The sequence below is a fragment of the Pseudomonas sp. CFII68 genome (genome assembly GCF_000416195.1).
GTDB lineage: Bacteria > Pseudomonadota > Gammaproteobacteria > Pseudomonadales > Pseudomonadaceae > Aquipseudomonas > Aquipseudomonas kilonensis.
This window is the reverse complement of the sequence record NZ_ATLN01000096.1, coordinates 36,779-51,277: the sequence shown is the minus strand read 5'-3', so window position 1 is coordinate 51,277 and position 14,499 is coordinate 36,779. Positions and strand designations below refer to the sequence as shown.

The window sequence follows — 14,499 nt, the reverse complement described above, 5'->3', positions numbered from 1 at the left end:
TGCTGATGCAGGTAGGGGTTTTGTTTTTGCCTGCAATAAAAAGCTTTGGCCAAAAAAAGGATGACCTGTAGAGGTCATCCTTTTTTGCATCCAGGCCCTTAAGCCTCGGGTACTGGGCAGCTCAGATCCCCTTCCTTGCACTTGAGATAGGTCTTGAATGCCTCGACCCGGGCTTTAGTCTGGGCGGTGATGCAATTGCTGTAGATCAGCGGATAGACGCTACCGCCCTCGACCCCGGAGGCGGAGAAATTGCATTCGGCATCACGGAAACCTATCCAGGCACGCTGCGCCTTGACCAGCATCTGCTTGGCCTCCGGGTTGTCCTTCAGGCGTGCTGTGATCTGCTTGTACAAGCTGTTCAGCTCGTTGTCGGCGGCCTTGTTTTCTTTGGCTGCGCATTGGTTCATTTCGCCTTGAGTGGTGGCGTCGGCGCAGTCGTCGGCCTGGGCAACAGTGACGAAAAGCAGCGGCATCAGGGCCAGAAGCAAGCGCGGGGACATGTTTGGTCTCTCCTTGAGGGGGGTGAAAACGCCGGGTGAGTTTACATTGCTCCATGCAGTTTTAAAGAAGGCGGTCCTGATACAACTTTCTGGTTGGCCTTGTGGTCTTACAAGCCTACTGTTGAAACACAGGAGGTGACCCATGCATTCATCCGACCGCATTGAAAGAAAGATCCTGCTCAAGGCTCCGCGCTCTCATGTCTGGCGAGCCCTGGCCAATGCCGAAGCTTTCGGCCAATGGTTCGGTGTCGCCCTTGAGGGGAAACGGTTTGTGGCAGGGGAGCGTACCCAAGGGCAAATCACTTACCCAGGTTACGAACACCTCATCTGGGACGTAGCGGTGGAGCGGGTGGAGCCCGAGCGGGTCTTCTCGTTTCGCTGGCACCCGTACGCTGTCGAGCCGCAGACGGATTATTCCCAAGAGTCCGAAACCCGGGTGCAATTCGAACTCGAAGACATGGACGGCGGCACCTTACTCAAAGTCGTGGAGTCAGGTTTCAACAAAATTCCTGAAGCTCGCCGGCTCAAGGCTTTTCGCATGGACAGTCGTGGCTGGGACGAGCAGATGGCCAACATTGAAGCGTTCCTGAACAAGTCTTGAGCTTGGCCGGCGGATGGGGCTAAGGGGTTTCGGAAGGGTAGGTATAGCGAATGTCTTACATGAAATGGTAGCTATGTCGTCTATTTCATTTTGGATCCGAGGCGTAATCTGGACTCATCCACTGAAGCACAGGAAGTGCTCAGGATCAGGGACGATCGACCATGCAAGGATTGGCTATCGACAGGGAGTCGTAATGGTCTTGGAAAAACCCGCTTCGGCGGGTTTTTTTTCGCCCGTTAAAAAGTCAGGAAAGCGCCCTATAGCGAAACGCTTACACACCGTTGCTGCTTTCTCGTCTTTTTCCACAATACCGATGGGCCTAATCTATGTTCATCCACTGGGTACAGGGAGTGCTCGGGGTCATGGATGATTGGACCAGGCATGGAATGCCGGACAGGGAGTCAAATTGGTCCTCAAAAAACCCGCCTAGGCGGGTTTTTTTTCGTCTGTGAAAAAGTGGCCTGATCATGCCAGGCGCCGGGTCATGGTGCGGTCGGAGCCATCGGCAGCCAAGGTCTGGCCTCCCGGCGTCCGGTCCGCACCATCAGCAGCGAGAGTCTGACCCCCAGGCGTCCGGTCCGCGCCATCGGCAGCCAAGGTCTGGCCCCCAGGCGTCCGGTCCGCGCCATCGGCAGCCAGGGTCTGACCTCCAGGCGTCCGGTCGGCACCATCGGCAGCCAAGGTCTGCCCTCCCGGCGTCCGATCCGTACCATCAGCGGCCACTGGCTGCTGGTAATCGCCAGCCTGGGTAAAGAAACGGTCTTGTTGCTGGCTCGGCAGGGCAAACGCACTGACGCTCAGGGCGAAGGTGGTAACGGCGATCAAGGTGTTGAGCGTTTTCATGGTAAAGACTCCGGTCATATCAAGGGTTGAGTGCCGGGTCGTTCAGATGTCGTGATCTGCTGAACCCGTTGCAGCGGCGACGGTTGTCTTTGCTGCATGGGTTCAGATTAGGGGCGAGGCGGGGGCGGGCGTTAGACGGATACTGTCCTGGTTTTGCCTGATCCTGTTTGTGTGCAGGATCAGGCGCTACTGGCTTGCAGTGCCTGGGCACGCAAACGAGCGATGTCCTTGCTCGGGGAGGCGCCAAATAGACGGCTGTATTCACGGCTGAACTGCGAAGGGCTTTCATACCCCATCTTGTAGCCAATTGACGAAACGTCGCTGTTCTCTGCCAACAGCAACCGTCGAGCTTCCTGCAAGCGCAGTTGTTTCTGGTATTGCAGCGGGCTCATGGCGGTCACGGCTTTGAAGCGGTGATGCAGCGCCGAAGGGCTGAGATTGATCATTTGTGCCAGGCTGTCGATGCTCAGCGGTTCGGCGTAATGGGTATTGAGCCACTCGATGGCACGGCTGATGCGATGGGTCTGGGTGTCGGGAATGGCGATTTCGTGCAAGCGCTGGCCTTGGGTACCACGCAGCAGCCGGTAGAAAATCTCCTGTTGGGCCAACGGCGCGAGGGTGGCGATATCGTCCGGGCTGTCCAACAGCCGCAACAAGCGCAACAGCGCGTCGAGTAATGGCGTATCGATACGGTCCAGGAACAACCCGCGTCCGGTTCTTTCGGCCGGCACGCCGATAGGGCTGGCGTCGGCAATCAGGCGGCAGATCTGAGCCGGGTCGATATCGAGGCGGATGCACAGGTAGGGGTGCTCCGGGCTGGCTTCAATCACCTGGCCGGCCAGCGGCAGGGTCACCGAGACGACCAGATAATTGAGTGGGTCATACACGTAGCATTCGTCCGCCAGGCGCACTTCCTTGCGTCCCTCGATAATCACGCATAAACCAGGCTTGTGCACGGTGTGCAGGGCTTCGGTCGGCTGGTCGCTACGGATCAGGTGCAAGGCCTCGATGGCCGTAGGGTGGACGCCGTATTCCGGCGCAAAGCGCTTCATCAGGCTCGCCAGTTCGGCGCGGCGCTGGCTGACGCCGTCGTCTGGCGCAATGTGGATGGACGTGGATACCGACATGCCGATCAATCTCCCAGGCCAAATTGAGTGGACCGCGCTAGTAAAACCGATTGCGCGGCTGTCGGCCAGAGTCGGTTTTATCGCCACAGGATCGTGCAAGTGCGCAGGAGGATCCGGCTAACCCAGGCCGTGGTCGGTTCCCTAATCTGGACCTGTCAAAACGCTCCCACCGGGGCAACACATCCAGACGAGGGAACCATCATGTCCGATATTCAAAACAAAGTAGTGGTCATCACCGGCGCCAGCAGCGGGATTGGTGAAGCGGCGGCGCGGTTGCTTGCGGCTCGCGGTGCCCGTGTCGTGCTTGGCGCCCGGCGCATCGATCGTTTGCAAACACTGGTGCAGGAACTCGAAACCGCCGGCCAGCAGGCTGTCTGCAAAGCGGTGGACGTGACCCGCCGCGACGACGTCCAGAACCTGATCGACTTCGCTGTCCAGCGTTTCGGCAGGGTCGACGTGATCATCAACAATGCCGGGGTCATGCCGCTCTCCAAGCTCGAGGCGCTGAAAGTCGAGGAGTGGGACCGCATGATCGACGTCAACATCCGTGGCGTGCTCCACGGCATCGCCGCCGGCCTGCCGCTGATGCAGCGCCAGCGCAGCGGCCAGTTCATCAACATCGCGTCAATCGGTGCCTACGCCGTCAGCCCGACGGCCGCCGTGTATTGCGCCACCAAGTTTGCCGTGCGGGCGATTTCCGAGGGCTTGCGCCAGGAAGTCGGGGGTGATGTACGGGTGACGGTGATTTCCCCCGGCGTGACCGAATCGGAACTGGCCGAGAGCATTTCCGATGAAGGTGGCCGTGCCGAAATGCGCGAGTTCCGCAGGATCTCCATTCCCGCCGAAGCCATCGCCCGGGCGATCGCCTACGCCATCGAACAACCAGCGGATGTGGACGTCAGCGAACTGATCGTGCGGCCCACTGCCAGCCCGTTTTGAATCGAGTTGACCCGACAGGAGAACCCTCATGAGCGAGTGGTATCGCCATGAGGGAAACCTGAGCTCTGTGGCGGGCCCTGCTGTGTGGGAGCAAGGCTTGCCCGCGATAGAGGCGATGCGGTCTTTCCAGAAACAGAGGCGCCTGTTTCGCGAGCAAGCTTTGCTCCCACAGATGAGCTCAGTTCCCACAGCCCAGCCCAGCTATGCCTGGCTGGGGCTTAGCGTTACGCCAGTTCCAACCGCGCCGCAGCACGTTGGGCGATCTGCGAGCGCACCCGGAACGATTCTGCGGTACGTCGGTGGGCTTCTTCCAGGACGCGCGTCGGCGCGGTGTCGGGACTGCCGGCGTTGAACGGCGGGGCAGGGGCGTATTCGAGCTGCAGTTGGACCAGTTCGGCGGTGTCCTGGTCGAACAGTTCGGCCGCCAGGGTCAAGGCAAAATCGATTCCGGCCGTGATGCCGCCACCGGTGAGCAGGTTGCCATCGCGGACCACGCGATCCTTGACCGGTGTCGCGCCCAAGGTTTGCAGCAGGCTGTGATAGGCCCAATGGGTGGTGGCGCGTTTGCCTTGCAACAGGCCCGCCGCACCAAGCACCAGCGAACCGGTGCACACGGACGTGATGTATTTCGCCTCGGCGGCCTGCCGCTTTATGAAGGCCAGCGTCTGCTCGTCTTCCATCAGGGGGCCGACGCCGGTCCCGCCGGGAACGCAGATCACGTCGAGCTTCGGGCAGTCCTCGAACGTGGTGGTGGGCAGCAACACCAGCCCGGTGCTGGCAGTGACCGGCGCCAGGTCCTTCCAGATCAGGTGGACCTTCACGTCTGGCAACGAGGCCAGTACGTCATAAGGGCCGGTCAGATCCAACTGCTGGACTTGGGGGAATAACAGCAAACCGATCTGCAGCGTCATGTCGCGTGCTCCTTTGGATGATGCCCGAGGGGTGGACGGTTTTACTTTAGATCCGTAGGCTCTGGCGTATACGCCAATAAACCCACGAATCACGCCAATATGCCCAACCCACCGAAAACCGTTCATGTGCTGGCCTTCGCCAACGTGCAAGTGCTGGATGTCACCGGGCCTTTGCAGGTGTTTGCCTCGGCCAACGACCTGGCCCGCCAGCAAGGCCTGCCGTTGCCCTACACGCCGACGGTCATCGCTGTGGGTGGCGGGGCGGTGATGTCCTCGGCAGGGTTGGCGCTGGTAGCCGAGCCGCTGCCGAGTGAAGGCAGCGACACGCTGTTGATCGCCGGTGGCTGGGGCGTGTACGAAGCGGCGAAGAATCCGGCACTGGTGGCCTGGGTCAAGGAGCACGGCCTGCGTTCGCGACGGGTGGCGTCGGTGTGCACCGGGGCGTTCCTGCTGGCCGCCAGCGGTTGGCTGGACGGGCGGCGTGTGGTGACGCACTGGACCCGCTGCGAACAACTGGCCGAGCAGCATCCGCAGTTGCGGGTCGAACCCAACCCGATTTTCATCAACGATGGCCCGGTCTGGACCTCGGCTGGGGTCACGGCCGGCATCGACCTGGCCTTGGCGCTGGTGGAGGAAGACCTGGGCCGCGCGGTGGCGCTGGAGGTCGCCCGGCAGCTGGTGGTGTTCCTCAAGCGTCCCGGTGGGCAATCACAGTTCAGCGTGACGTTGTCGCTGCAAAAGCAGGGCAGTCGGTTTGATGACCTGCATGCCTGGATCGCCGAAAACCTCACCCGCGACCTGGGCCTGTCGAGCCTGGCCGCCGAGGTCGGTATGAGCGAACGCAGCTTTGTGCGGCACTACCGCGCCGACACCGGTCAGACCCCGGCGCGGGCGGTGGAGTTGATTCGCGTGGAAACCGCTCGCCGCCTGTTGTCCGACACCGCTGTGTCGATCAAGCGGGTGGCGGTGCAATGTGGCTTCGGCAGTGAGGAAACCTTGCGCCGCAGCTTTTTGCGGGCCATGGGGGTGACACCCCAGGCCTATCGCGAGCGGTTCGCCGTCAGCCCTCAAGCAGATCCAGCAATGCCTTGAGCGTGGCCTTGGGGGCTTCCTGTGGGATGTTGTGGCCGACACCGACCAGCACGCGGCGCTCGTAAAAACCTGTGAAATGTTCGGCGTCTTCATCATGTTCCGGCGCTGGCCCCACGCCGTCGTCGGCGCCGCACAGGGAAATGCTCGGCACGCTGATGGCCGGTTGTGCCGCCAGCCGTTCCTCCATCCACTCCAGCGTCGGGTCGCCCGGTGCGTACATGAAGCGATGGCGGTAGGAGTGGATCACCACGTCGACGAAGTCCGGGTTGTCGAACGACGCAGCACTGAGGGGATACCGTTCGGCGCCACGTTTCCAGGTCGGTGACCACAGGCGCCAGAGCAACTCACACAGTTCACGTCGGTTCCGGGTCAGGCCCTCGACGCCCCGCGCCGTGTGGAAATAGTACTGGTACCACAGGCGATGTTCGGTTTCCGGGTCCAGCGGCTGCGTGGAACGGGGAATGTCCTGCAGGTTGTAGCCGTCGCCAGTCACCAGGCAGCGAACGCGCTCGGGCCACAGCGCCGCGACGATACACGCCGCCCGACCGCCCCAGTCGTAGCCGCACAGCGCGGCCTGGGGGATGGAGAGTGCGTGCATCAGGTCCAGCAGGTCCTGCGCCAGTGCCGCTTGTTGGCCGGAGCGCAGGATGGCCGGGTTGTTGAACCGGGTCGGGCCGTAGCCGCGCAGGTAGGGCACGATGACCCAATATCCACGCTCGGCCAGGGCGGGTGCGACTTCATCGAAAGCCCTGGGGTCGTAAGGAAAGCCGTGCAGCAGGATGACGGGCTCGCCGCTGGCGGGACCGTGTTCTTCGTAGGCGATGCGCAACAGCGGCGTCACGGCGAAGTTGACCTTGGGATCGAGGTTCATGTTGGCCTCCGGCATTGCTCGGTTGCGGTCAGGCGGGTTCCTGGTTCACGTATTTGGCCCGATCCGGCGTGAACGTCACGATCATGTTCGTGCTGGAGCAGGTCAGGGTGCGCTCCTGGGTCAAGTCGATGTCCAGGTCTTCACCGCGCAGGCCCTGCCATTGGGCGAGGTACTTGAGACAGCCGAATTTTTCGTTTTTCTTCAGGCTGCGGCTGACGCCACCTTTCCACCCCAGTACCGGCAACTCACCGGCCAGGCAGCGTTGCGCCAGTTCGGGAAACTTCACCGCGCGGTCGCGGCCGATTTCCCAGCATTTGATCAGGCCCCGGTCCTGGCCCTCCCAGAGGTCTTCGCGGGTCAGGCCTCTTCGGGGGGGGGTGGTGATGGGGCGTTTGATATGGGTCATGTCAGGTCCTTGAGTCGGGTTTTTATCGGGCAGCTCCGCTGCACCCGTGAGAGCAACGATCTTAGGAGGGGTTTGGGGGGCTGGCAACTCGAAACGGGACGTAACTAGTTTTTGTGGCGAGGGGATTTATCTGTGGCGAGGGGATTTATCCCCGTTGGGCTGCGAAGCAGCCCCCTAAACAGCCAACTCAATCTGCCTGATGCACCGAGGCGCTGATTACAGGGGCTGCTGCGCAGCCCAGCGGGGATAAATCCCCTCGCCACAGTGGTGCGGTGTTCCTACAAAAAAATAGGTGAACCGGAATTTTCTGACGAGTCGCGGCGGTTGCCGGTTAGGAAATAGCGGGGATAGGCTTTGCTCGTCGCTGCAAAATCAGCGACCGGGTTTGGTCACCCGTCCAATGTCAGGCGCACACGCGCCAACCTCAGCATGTCGGCGCTTTTTTGCGTGCTTGTCGGTATGCTTTGCGGTGGGCTGTGCGCGGGGCACTTTCGAGTGCGCCGGGTGCCTGACTTCCCGGTTGACCAACCTGCGTATAGCCCACCACCCTCGTTTGGTCACGAGGTGGGGTGAGCTCAACTTCAAGTCAGGAGTTTCACAATGGTCAAGATCACCCCCAACCCTCCACGCGCCGAAGACCTCTCTGCCTACACCACCCTCGATACAAAAAAACTCCGCGAAGCCGCCGACCGGGCGCTGAATATCCATTTGTCGCCCACGCCGCCTAAACCCGACACCCAGGACGGCCAGGTTTTCACCGTGGTCCCCGGCCTCAACACCGAATCGGTGCTGACCACCCTCAGCGAAACCCTGGCCTCGGCCGATGCGCTGGTCAGTGACCTGGGGTTCGATCTGGAAGGTTCCCGGCGGCATGTTGCGCTGGGGATTCAGCAGTTGATCGAACTGGCCAGGTTGCTGGCTAACCGTGCGTTGGATGACCTCGAGCTGGCCGACTCAGCGCGGTAGCCGGCACACCATGATCGTTCCCACGCTCCGCGTGGGAATGCAGCCCGTGACGCTCTGCGTCACCCTCCAGAAGCGGAACGCGGAGCGTCCCTGGCGGCGTTCCCACGCGGAGCGTGAGGAACGATCACAATGAACGCGTCACCTTCATCGCGGGCAAGCCTTGCTCCCACAAAAGCCTAGTTCACGGCTGCCAATGAGTTTTCTCCCCGCTCAACTTGCGGTCCAGGAAGCTCGCCGCGCTGATCAGCGCAAGATGGGTCAGGGCTTGGGGGGTGTTGCCCAGGTGGTAGCCGTGGCTGTCGAATTCTTCGGCGTACAGCCCCAGCGGGTTGGCGTAGCGCAGCAGTTGTTCGAACTCCAGCTGGGCTTTTTCCACGCGGCCGGCGCGGGCCAGGCATTCGACGTACCAGAACGAGCAGGCCGCGAATGAGCCTTCGATGCCGCTGAGGCCGTCGATGGGGCTGTCGTCGTTGCGGTAGCGATAGACCATGCCGTCGCGCACCAGGTTTTTTTCGATGGCGTCGAGTGTCGAGAGCCAGCGCGGGTCGCGGGCGCTGACGAAGCGCACCAGCGGCATCAACAGCATCGAGCCGTCCAGGGCGGTACTGCCCTGGCGCTGGATGAAGTGCTGGTGTTCGTCGTTCCAGAAGTTCGTCCAGATGTCCTGGTAGATGGCCTGGCGCGTCTCGTCCCAGCGGGCGAACGGGGCGGGCAGGGAGCGTTTTTCGGCCAGGCGGATGGCGCGATCCACCGCGACCCAACACATCAGCCGCGAATGCAGGAAATGCTGTTTGTCGCCGCGCATTTCCCAGATACCCACATCCTTGTCCTGCCAGACCTTGCACACCTGGTCGACCACCTCGACGGTGTGTTTCCAGCCTTGATGGGAGATGGCTTCGCCGTATTTGTTGACCAGGTACACCGCGTCCATCAGCTCGCCGAAAATGTCCAACTGCACCTGTTTGTAGGCCAGGTTGCCGATGCGCACCGGTCGGGCGTTGCCGAAGCCGCTCAGGTGTGGCAACTCGGTTTCCGGTAGCTCCTGCCTGCCGTCCAGACCGTAGAGAATATTGAGTTTGATCGGTTGATCACAGCAGTCACTGACCCGGCCGCGCAGCCAGCGCATGTAGGCGTTGGCTTCTTCGACGAAGCCCAGGCGGATGAACGCATAGACGGTAAAGGAAGAGTCGCGGATCCAGGTGTAGCGATAATCCCAGTTGCGTTCGCCGCCGCGGGTTTCCGGCAGGCCGAAGGTGGCGGCGGCGAGGATGGCGCCGTGTTTGCGCGAGGTCAGCAGCTTCAGCGCCAGGGCCGAGCGGTTGACCACTTCCCGCCAGCGTCCCCGGTAGGTGGACTGGCCGATCCAGCCGCGCCAGAACGCCAGGGTGCGTTCCAGGCAAATCGCGCTGACATCGTCCTGAAGGCGCGGGTCGTCGATGCCACCCAGCAGGAATTCGGCGCTCTGGCCCTGCGCCAGGGTGAACTCGGCCACCGCCGCATTGCCGTCCAGCGTCATGGGCTGGTCGGAGCATAGGCGCAGGCTCGGTTGCCCCGGCGCCTCGAAACAGATGTGGGCAGCGTCCTGGCGCGCCGTGGTGGCGGCCCGGGCGTAGTCATGCCGCACCGCGCAGCGCATGCGAAACGTCGCGCTGCCGACGGTCATGTGCACCTTGCGCATCAGCACCGGCAAATCATCCTCGCTGTCGCCAATGGGCAGCAGGTCGGTGACTTCCACCACGGCGCCGTCGCTCAGCCAGCGGGTTTGCAGCACGTTGGTGTCGGGCAGGTAGATCTGCTGGCGGCGGGCATTCGGCAGGTCCGGGGCCAGTTGGAAAATGCCCGCTTCGGGCGTATCCAGCAGCGAACAGAAGATCGATGGGCTGTCGAATTCCGGCCAGCAGAAAAAATCTATGCTGCCTTGGTCATTGACCAGCGCGGCGCTGCGCATGTCGCCGATGATGCCGTGGTTCTCGATGGGGCTTTGGGGTTCGTCATGATCAGCCATTGCCGCGAAACCCCGGATAAAGGCTCATCCCGCCATCGATGAACAGCGTGGTGCCCACCACATAATCGGACAAATCCGAGGCCAGCCAGACCACCGCGTTGGCGACGTCCTCCACAGCGCCGACGCGACCGTAAGGAATCAGCTCCAGCAGTTTCTGTTCCTGCTCGCCCTCGGTGGCGTCCTGGTTGATGGCCGTGCGGATGGCGCCGGGGGCGATGCTGTTGATGCGGATGCGCTGGTGGCTGGTTTCCTGGGCCAGGCTCTGCATCAGCAGATCGACCCCGCCCTTGGACGCGGCGTAATTGGCGTGGCCGGCCCAGGGAATGCGCTGGTGCACCGAACTCATGTGGATGATCTTGCCAGCGGCCCGGGACACGCCGTGGCGAATACCCTGGCGGGTGAAAATCCGCAGGGCGGCGCGAGCGCAGAGGAACTGGCCGGTGAGGTTGGTGCCGATCACGGTGTTCCAGTCTTCCAGGCGCATGTCGACGGTGGCGGCATCTTTTTGCAGGCCGGAGTTGGCGACCAGGATGTCCAGCGCGCCAAAGGCTTCGAGGGTCTGGGCGAACAGCCGCTCGACGTCCGGCTCCTTCGACACATCGGCCCCGACGGCGATGGCGCGGCCGCCGTTGGCGTTGATTTCACGGGCCAGCGCTTCGGCCGGGCCGGCACTGGAGTGGTAGTTGAGTACCACTGCGGCACCCGCGTCTGCCAACGCCCTGGCCGCGCCAGCGCCAATGCCGGAGCTGGCGCCGGTGACCAGGGCAACCTGTCGGGCGAGGGATATCTGCATGGTCTAGCACCTTGAATGGAGGGCCTTACCTGCTGACTGGCGTGAGGCGTGCAGAGTTCAGTTGGGTGAAGCGGTCTTCATATTCCAGGTCCAAACACAAACCTGTGGCAAGGGGACCGTGGGAGCATAGCTTGCTCGCGAAACAGGCGACTCGATTTCTGAAAGACCGCATTGCCTTCATCGCGGGCAAGCCTTGCTCCCACAATCCTCCAGCCACAAAGAATTTTGCTTCAGGTCGGCTGTTACCAACCCCGCCCCGAATTCACCCAGAAATTCACCGACAACGACGTAGACACCGACTCCACCTGATGGAACCAACCCTCAGGCAAAAACAGCAAATCCCCTGCCTCCAATGTCACGCGCATGAAGGTCACGTCGCGGGCGTGGGGGAAGCGTTGGTAGTCCGGCGCGTCCGGGTTGAAATCACAACCGTCCAGCCCGCCTTGGGGCGCCGTGGACCAGGTGCCCAGGGCTTCGCGGTGGTGAGGCGCGGCGAGGGTGAAGGTTTTCTGGCCCCAGACCTGGGCGAACAAATTGTCGGTGTCGTCGCGGTGCAGCGGCGTCAGGGTGCCCTTGGGGCCGATCCAGATGCGCGGCGGGATGAACAGCGAGGGGGCGAAGTAGGGCGGGTACTTGATCTGCTCCATCAGTTGCGCCGGCAGGATGTTGTTGCCCATGTAGGCCGGTGGTTCGCCGTCGGCGCCCTTGGTCGCCGGGCTGTCGAGGGAGGCGATGAAGTCGGCCATGGACGTGGAGCGGAAATCCCGCTCGGTGGAGAAGGTCTTCTTCACGTAGTCGCCGTGGCGGGTGATGCCTTGCAGCTCGGCAAAATGCACCAGGGATTCTTCGCGGCTGAGTTTGAACAACGGCCAGTCCTGCAAGGCATCGCTGATGACCAGCGGAATGCCGTGGGGTAAATAGCGCGCTTGAAACTCCTGCACCGACAGCTCGCTGCGAGGCCGCCGTTCCACGCTGCGTTGGGGCGGCAGGCTCGCGGTGAGTTTTTCGCTGAAGCGCGACGGGGTGGGGTAGCGCTTGTTCATGTCGACCTTTTCCACCACGCCACCGCCATGCCGGGCATGGTCGATGATCTGCGGCAGCAACGTCGCCAGGCCCATGTTGCCACCGATCTTCAGGCGCCCGCTGGCGAACAGTTCCTCGACATTGGCCATGCCGGCCATGATCCCGAGGAAGTCCTTTTCCGCCACCTCGATGGTCACGTCAGGGCTGCTGTGGCGGCCAGCTTCGGTGCGGCTGCTGGCCTTGACCTCGGACCAGTACGCCTGGTGCGGGCCGAACACGAATTGGAAGACGCCTTCGATACCAACGGCGCCGGCATTGGCGAACAGCTTGCCCAGGATGGTGTGCAGGTCCACGGCGGTCACTCTTGCGGGTTTTTGGTCTTAGCAGGTAACGAGGGCCCGGATCAGAAATTTAGGCCCCGTCGCTGCGTCATCGACCGTCGCCCTAGCGCGTCGCAACTATGAACAACCGGGGAAACGGCAGCAGCACCGTCCCATCGTCCTGGGCGGGATAAGCCTGTTCGATCGCCTTGAGGTAGCGGGCCAGGTACTGTTCGCGTTGCGCCTCGTCCAGCGGGTCGAGAAACGGCCGCAAGGCGCTGCCCTTGAACCATTCCACCACGCCTGCGGCACCGCCGGCCAAGGGGTGATGGTAGGTGGTGCGCCACACATCGACGCGGCTGCAGTGGGGCTTGAGGATCGAGTAATAGGCGCTGGCATCCGCCATCTCGGTACGCGAATCAGCCGCCGCGGCCAGTTGGCTGGCCCAAGGCCCGTTGGCAGCGATTTCCCGCATCAAGCGGTGGGAGGGCTGGTGCAGGTTGTCGGGCATCTGGATTGCCAGGCTGCCACCGGGAGCGAGCTTGCCCACCAGCGAGGGCAGCAGGGTGGCGTGGTCAGGCAGCCATTGCAGCACGGCGTTGGCGAAAATCACGTCGAACGGCCCGGGCTCATCCCATTGGCCGATGTCGGCAGTGTCGAACGCCACGGCGGGCAAGCGTTTGCGGGCGGCCTCGACCATGTCGCTGGAACTGTCCAGGCCGCGCACCGTGGCGCTGTTGAAATGTTCCACCAGCAGCTCGGTGGAATTGCCCGGGCCGCACCCCAGGTCGATCACCGAGCCGGCCTGTGTCGGGGGGATGGCGGCGAGCAGGTCCCGGGACGGACGGGTGCGTTCCTGTTCGAAGGTGACGTATTGCTTGGCGGACCAGCTCATGGCGTTCTCCTGTGCAGTGCGGTGAGTCGAGGTGCCGCCAGTATAAGGTCGTGTGGGAGGATGAACCGCGTTATCGTTCATCGCGGGCAAGCCTTGCTCCCACAAGCCTTGCTCCCACAAGGGGCAGGCATCTCGTGGCGAACGTCACGGTTTTGACTAATTCCATGGGTTACGATTTCGTTATCTTCCCTACACGACCGATCGGAGAAAACCGCAGTGACCCAACTGACCCTGCTGTGCCTGCCTTATTCCGGCGCCAGCGCGATGGTGTACAGCCGCTGGCGGCGCACGTTGCCGCAATGGCTGCACGTGCAACCGGTGGAACTGCCGGGGCGCGGAGCGCGCTTCGACGAGCCGCTGCATACCGACATGGGCCCGTTGGCGATGCAGCTGGCGCGGGAGCTGCGTCCGTCGCTCCAGGCCCCTTACGCCTTGTTTGGCCACAGCCTGGGCGCGCTGCTGGCCTGTGAAATCGCCCATGCCCTGCGTGAACTTGGCTGCCCGGAACCGGTGGCGTTGTTTGCATCCGGCACCGCGGCGCCGACGATGCGCGCCGACTACGACCGCGGTTTCGCCAAGGCGAAAACCGACGCCGAGTTGATCGAGCAACTGCGCACCCTCAACGGTACGAGCGAGGAGATCCTGGCCAATGAAGAGCTGATGGCCTTGACCTTGCCGGTCCTGCGCGCCGATTTTTTGCTGTGCGGACATTTCCAGCCGCGGCAGCGGCCGCTGCTCAACTGTCCGGTGCACGTGTTCGGCGGCACGGCCGACAAGGCCACCACGGAGCAACTGATGGGCTGGCGCCAGGAAACCACGGGCAGCTTTTCGGTGGACATGCTGGCGGGCGGGCACTTCTTCATTCATGAGCACGAGGCCAAGGTGCTGCGGCTGATCAAGGATCAGTTGAGCGTGCATCATCGGCGGCATGGGTTGGCCCCTGTGGCGAGGGGATTTATCCCCGCTGGGGCGCGAAGCGGCCCCATTCAAACTACCTGACGCAACATCTCCTCGGTTTTTGGGGCTGCTTCGCAGCCCAGCGGGGCGGTGCGACGCTTCGCTAAATCCCCTCGCCACAATGCGGACTGTCCTTTCCTGTCGGGAAGCTCTTCCTGACACAAATTCTCAAACGCTAATTTTTCCGGTTTGCATTCGTTTCATAGGGACGACTTGCCTTTGTGCCTTGTGCCCACTGATTCCGGATACC

The 14,499-nt window shown here is 62.4% G+C and carries 14 protein-coding genes and 1 pseudogene; 5 read left to right on the top strand and 10 right to left on the bottom strand.

Features of this window, described 5'->3' with window-relative positions; genetic code table 11:
* Positions 1 to 98: 98 nt before the first annotated feature.
* On the bottom strand, positions 99 to 500 hold the full coding sequence (locus tag CFII68_RS10115) for a lysozyme inhibitor LprI family protein (protein WP_018609421.1): 402 nt from the start codon (positions 498 to 500) through the stop codon (positions 99 to 101).
* A 142-nt stretch (positions 501 to 642) separates the two neighbouring features.
* On the opposite strand from CFII68_RS10115, the gene CFII68_RS10120 reads away from it, so the two are divergent.
* Entirely contained in the window at positions 643 to 1,101 is a 459-nt protein-coding gene (locus tag CFII68_RS10120; protein ID WP_018609420.1) for an SRPBCC family protein, read from the top strand.
* A gap of 486 nt (positions 1,102 to 1,587) precedes the next feature.
* On the opposite strand, the pseudogene CFII68_RS10125 reads toward CFII68_RS10120, so the two are convergent.
* Together CFII68_RS10125 and CFII68_RS10130 are read right to left on the bottom strand one after the other, a co-directional pair.
* Positions 1,588 to 1,944 (bottom strand): annotated as a pseudogene (locus CFII68_RS10125) (hypothetical protein); the annotation flags it as partial.
* Positions 1,945 to 2,123: 179 nt separating this feature from the next.
* Positions 2,124 to 3,071 carry an AraC family transcriptional regulator gene (locus CFII68_RS10130; RefSeq protein ID WP_018609418.1) on the bottom strand — a complete coding sequence of 316 codons (948 nt, stop codon included), beginning with the start codon at positions 3,069 to 3,071 and terminating at the stop codon, positions 2,124 to 2,126.
* 201 nt (positions 3,072 to 3,272) lie between these two features.
* Between CFII68_RS10130 and CFII68_RS10135 the strand changes: the two genes are divergently transcribed.
* The gene (locus CFII68_RS10135; protein ID WP_018609417.1) at positions 3,273 to 4,010 is read left to right on the top strand and encodes an SDR family oxidoreductase; all 738 of its coding nucleotides are present in this window, start codon (positions 3,273 to 3,275) and stop codon (positions 4,008 to 4,010) included.
* A 224-nt stretch (positions 4,011 to 4,234) separates the two neighbouring features.
* Here CFII68_RS10135 and inhA read toward each other — a convergent pair whose 3' ends face one another.
* The gene (gene inhA, locus CFII68_RS10140) at positions 4,235 to 4,921 is read right to left on the bottom strand and encodes an isonitrile hydratase (protein WP_018609416.1); all 687 of its coding nucleotides are present in this window, start codon (positions 4,919 to 4,921) and stop codon (positions 4,235 to 4,237) included.
* 99 nt (positions 4,922 to 5,020) lie between these two features.
* Between inhA and CFII68_RS10145 the strand changes: the two genes are divergently transcribed.
* Positions 5,021 to 6,013, top strand: coding sequence for a GlxA family transcriptional regulator (locus CFII68_RS10145; RefSeq protein ID WP_018609415.1), 993 nt, complete (start codon positions 5,021 to 5,023; stop codon positions 6,011 to 6,013).
* Here the strand turns inward: CFII68_RS10145 and CFII68_RS10150 are convergent.
* Together CFII68_RS10150 and CFII68_RS10155 are read right to left on the bottom strand one after the other, a co-directional pair.
* A complete protein-coding gene (locus tag CFII68_RS10150; protein WP_018609414.1) occupies positions 5,982 to 6,884 on the bottom strand; it encodes an alpha/beta fold hydrolase in 903 nt (300 codons plus the stop codon). The genes CFII68_RS10145 and CFII68_RS10150 overlap by 32 nt on opposite strands.
* Positions 6,885 to 6,912: 28 nt before the next feature.
* The gene (locus CFII68_RS10155; RefSeq protein WP_018609413.1) at positions 6,913 to 7,290 is read right to left on the bottom strand and encodes a hypothetical protein; all 378 of its coding nucleotides are present in this window, start codon (positions 7,288 to 7,290) and stop codon (positions 6,913 to 6,915) included.
* A gap of 600 nt (positions 7,291 to 7,890) precedes the next feature.
* Between CFII68_RS10155 and CFII68_RS10160 the strand changes: the two genes are divergently transcribed.
* Positions 7,891 to 8,256, top strand: coding sequence for a DUF6124 family protein (locus tag CFII68_RS10160; RefSeq protein WP_018609411.1), 366 nt, complete (start codon positions 7,891 to 7,893; stop codon positions 8,254 to 8,256).
* 181 nt (positions 8,257 to 8,437) lie between these two features.
* Here the strand turns inward: CFII68_RS10160 and CFII68_RS10165 are convergent, their stop codons facing one another.
* The 4 genes from CFII68_RS10165 to tam all read right to left on the bottom strand — a co-directional run bounded on the left by CFII68_RS10165 (position 8,438) and on the right by tam (position 13,292).
* A complete protein-coding gene (locus CFII68_RS10165; RefSeq protein ID WP_018609409.1) occupies positions 8,438 to 10,261 on the bottom strand; it encodes a glycoside hydrolase family 15 protein in 1,824 nt (607 codons plus the stop codon).
* Positions 10,254 to 11,054 carry an SDR family oxidoreductase gene (locus CFII68_RS10170; protein ID WP_018609408.1) on the bottom strand — a complete coding sequence of 267 codons (801 nt, stop codon included), beginning with the start codon at positions 11,052 to 11,054 and terminating at the stop codon, positions 10,254 to 10,256. Before CFII68_RS10170 ends, CFII68_RS10165 begins: the two co-directional genes overlap by 8 nt.
* Before the next feature lie 242 nt (positions 11,055 to 11,296).
* Positions 11,297 to 12,430 (bottom strand): cupin-like domain-containing protein, encoded by a 1,134-nt coding sequence (locus CFII68_RS10175; protein ID WP_018609406.1) that lies wholly within the window; start codon positions 12,428 to 12,430, stop codon positions 11,297 to 11,299.
* 91 nt (positions 12,431 to 12,521) lie between these two features.
* On the bottom strand, positions 12,522 to 13,292 hold the full coding sequence (gene tam, locus CFII68_RS10180) for a trans-aconitate 2-methyltransferase (RefSeq protein WP_018609404.1): 771 nt from the start codon (positions 13,290 to 13,292) through the stop codon (positions 12,522 to 12,524).
* A 216-nt stretch (positions 13,293 to 13,508) separates the two neighbouring features.
* Here tam and CFII68_RS10185 point away from each other — a divergent pair, with 216 nt between their 5' ends.
* Positions 13,509 to 14,291, top strand: coding sequence for a thioesterase II family protein (locus CFII68_RS10185; RefSeq protein ID WP_018609402.1), 783 nt, complete (start codon positions 13,509 to 13,511; stop codon positions 14,289 to 14,291).
* Positions 14,292 to 14,499: the final 208 nt, after the last annotated feature.

What these genes read in the sequence shown, in the direction of transcription:
- CFII68_RS10115 (WP_018609421.1), bottom strand. Translation starts at nt 500, where the DNA reads ATGTCCCCGCGCTTGCTTCTGGCCCTGATGCCGCTGCTTTTCGTCACT.
- CFII68_RS10120 (WP_018609420.1), top strand. Translation starts at nt 643, where the DNA reads ATGCATTCATCCGACCGCATTGAAAGAAAGATCCTGCTCAAGGCTCCG.
- CFII68_RS10130 (WP_018609418.1), bottom strand. Translation starts at nt 3,071, where the DNA reads ATGTCGGTATCCACGTCCATCCACATTGCGCCAGACGACGGCGTCAGC.
- CFII68_RS10135 (WP_018609417.1), top strand. Translation starts at nt 3,273, where the DNA reads ATGTCCGATATTCAAAACAAAGTAGTGGTCATCACCGGCGCCAGCAGC.
- inhA (WP_018609416.1), bottom strand. Translation starts at nt 4,921, where the DNA reads ATGACGCTGCAGATCGGTTTGCTGTTATTCCCCCAAGTCCAGCAGTTG.
- CFII68_RS10145 (WP_018609415.1), top strand. Translation starts at nt 5,021, where the DNA reads ATGCCCAACCCACCGAAAACCGTTCATGTGCTGGCCTTCGCCAACGTG.
- CFII68_RS10150 (WP_018609414.1), bottom strand. Translation starts at nt 6,884, where the DNA reads ATGAACCTCGATCCCAAGGTCAACTTCGCCGTGACGCCGCTGTTGCGC.
- CFII68_RS10155 (WP_018609413.1), bottom strand. Translation starts at nt 7,290, where the DNA reads ATGACCCATATCAAACGCCCCATCACCACCCCCCCCCGAAGAGGCCTG.
- CFII68_RS10160 (WP_018609411.1), top strand. Translation starts at nt 7,891, where the DNA reads ATGGTCAAGATCACCCCCAACCCTCCACGCGCCGAAGACCTCTCTGCC.
- CFII68_RS10165 (WP_018609409.1), bottom strand. Translation starts at nt 10,261, where the DNA reads ATGGCTGATCATGACGAACCCCAAAGCCCCATCGAGAACCACGGCATC.
- CFII68_RS10170 (WP_018609408.1), bottom strand. Translation starts at nt 11,054, where the DNA reads ATGCAGATATCCCTCGCCCGACAGGTTGCCCTGGTCACCGGCGCCAGC.
- tam (WP_018609404.1), bottom strand. Translation starts at nt 13,292, where the DNA reads ATGAGCTGGTCCGCCAAGCAATACGTCACCTTCGAACAGGAACGCACC.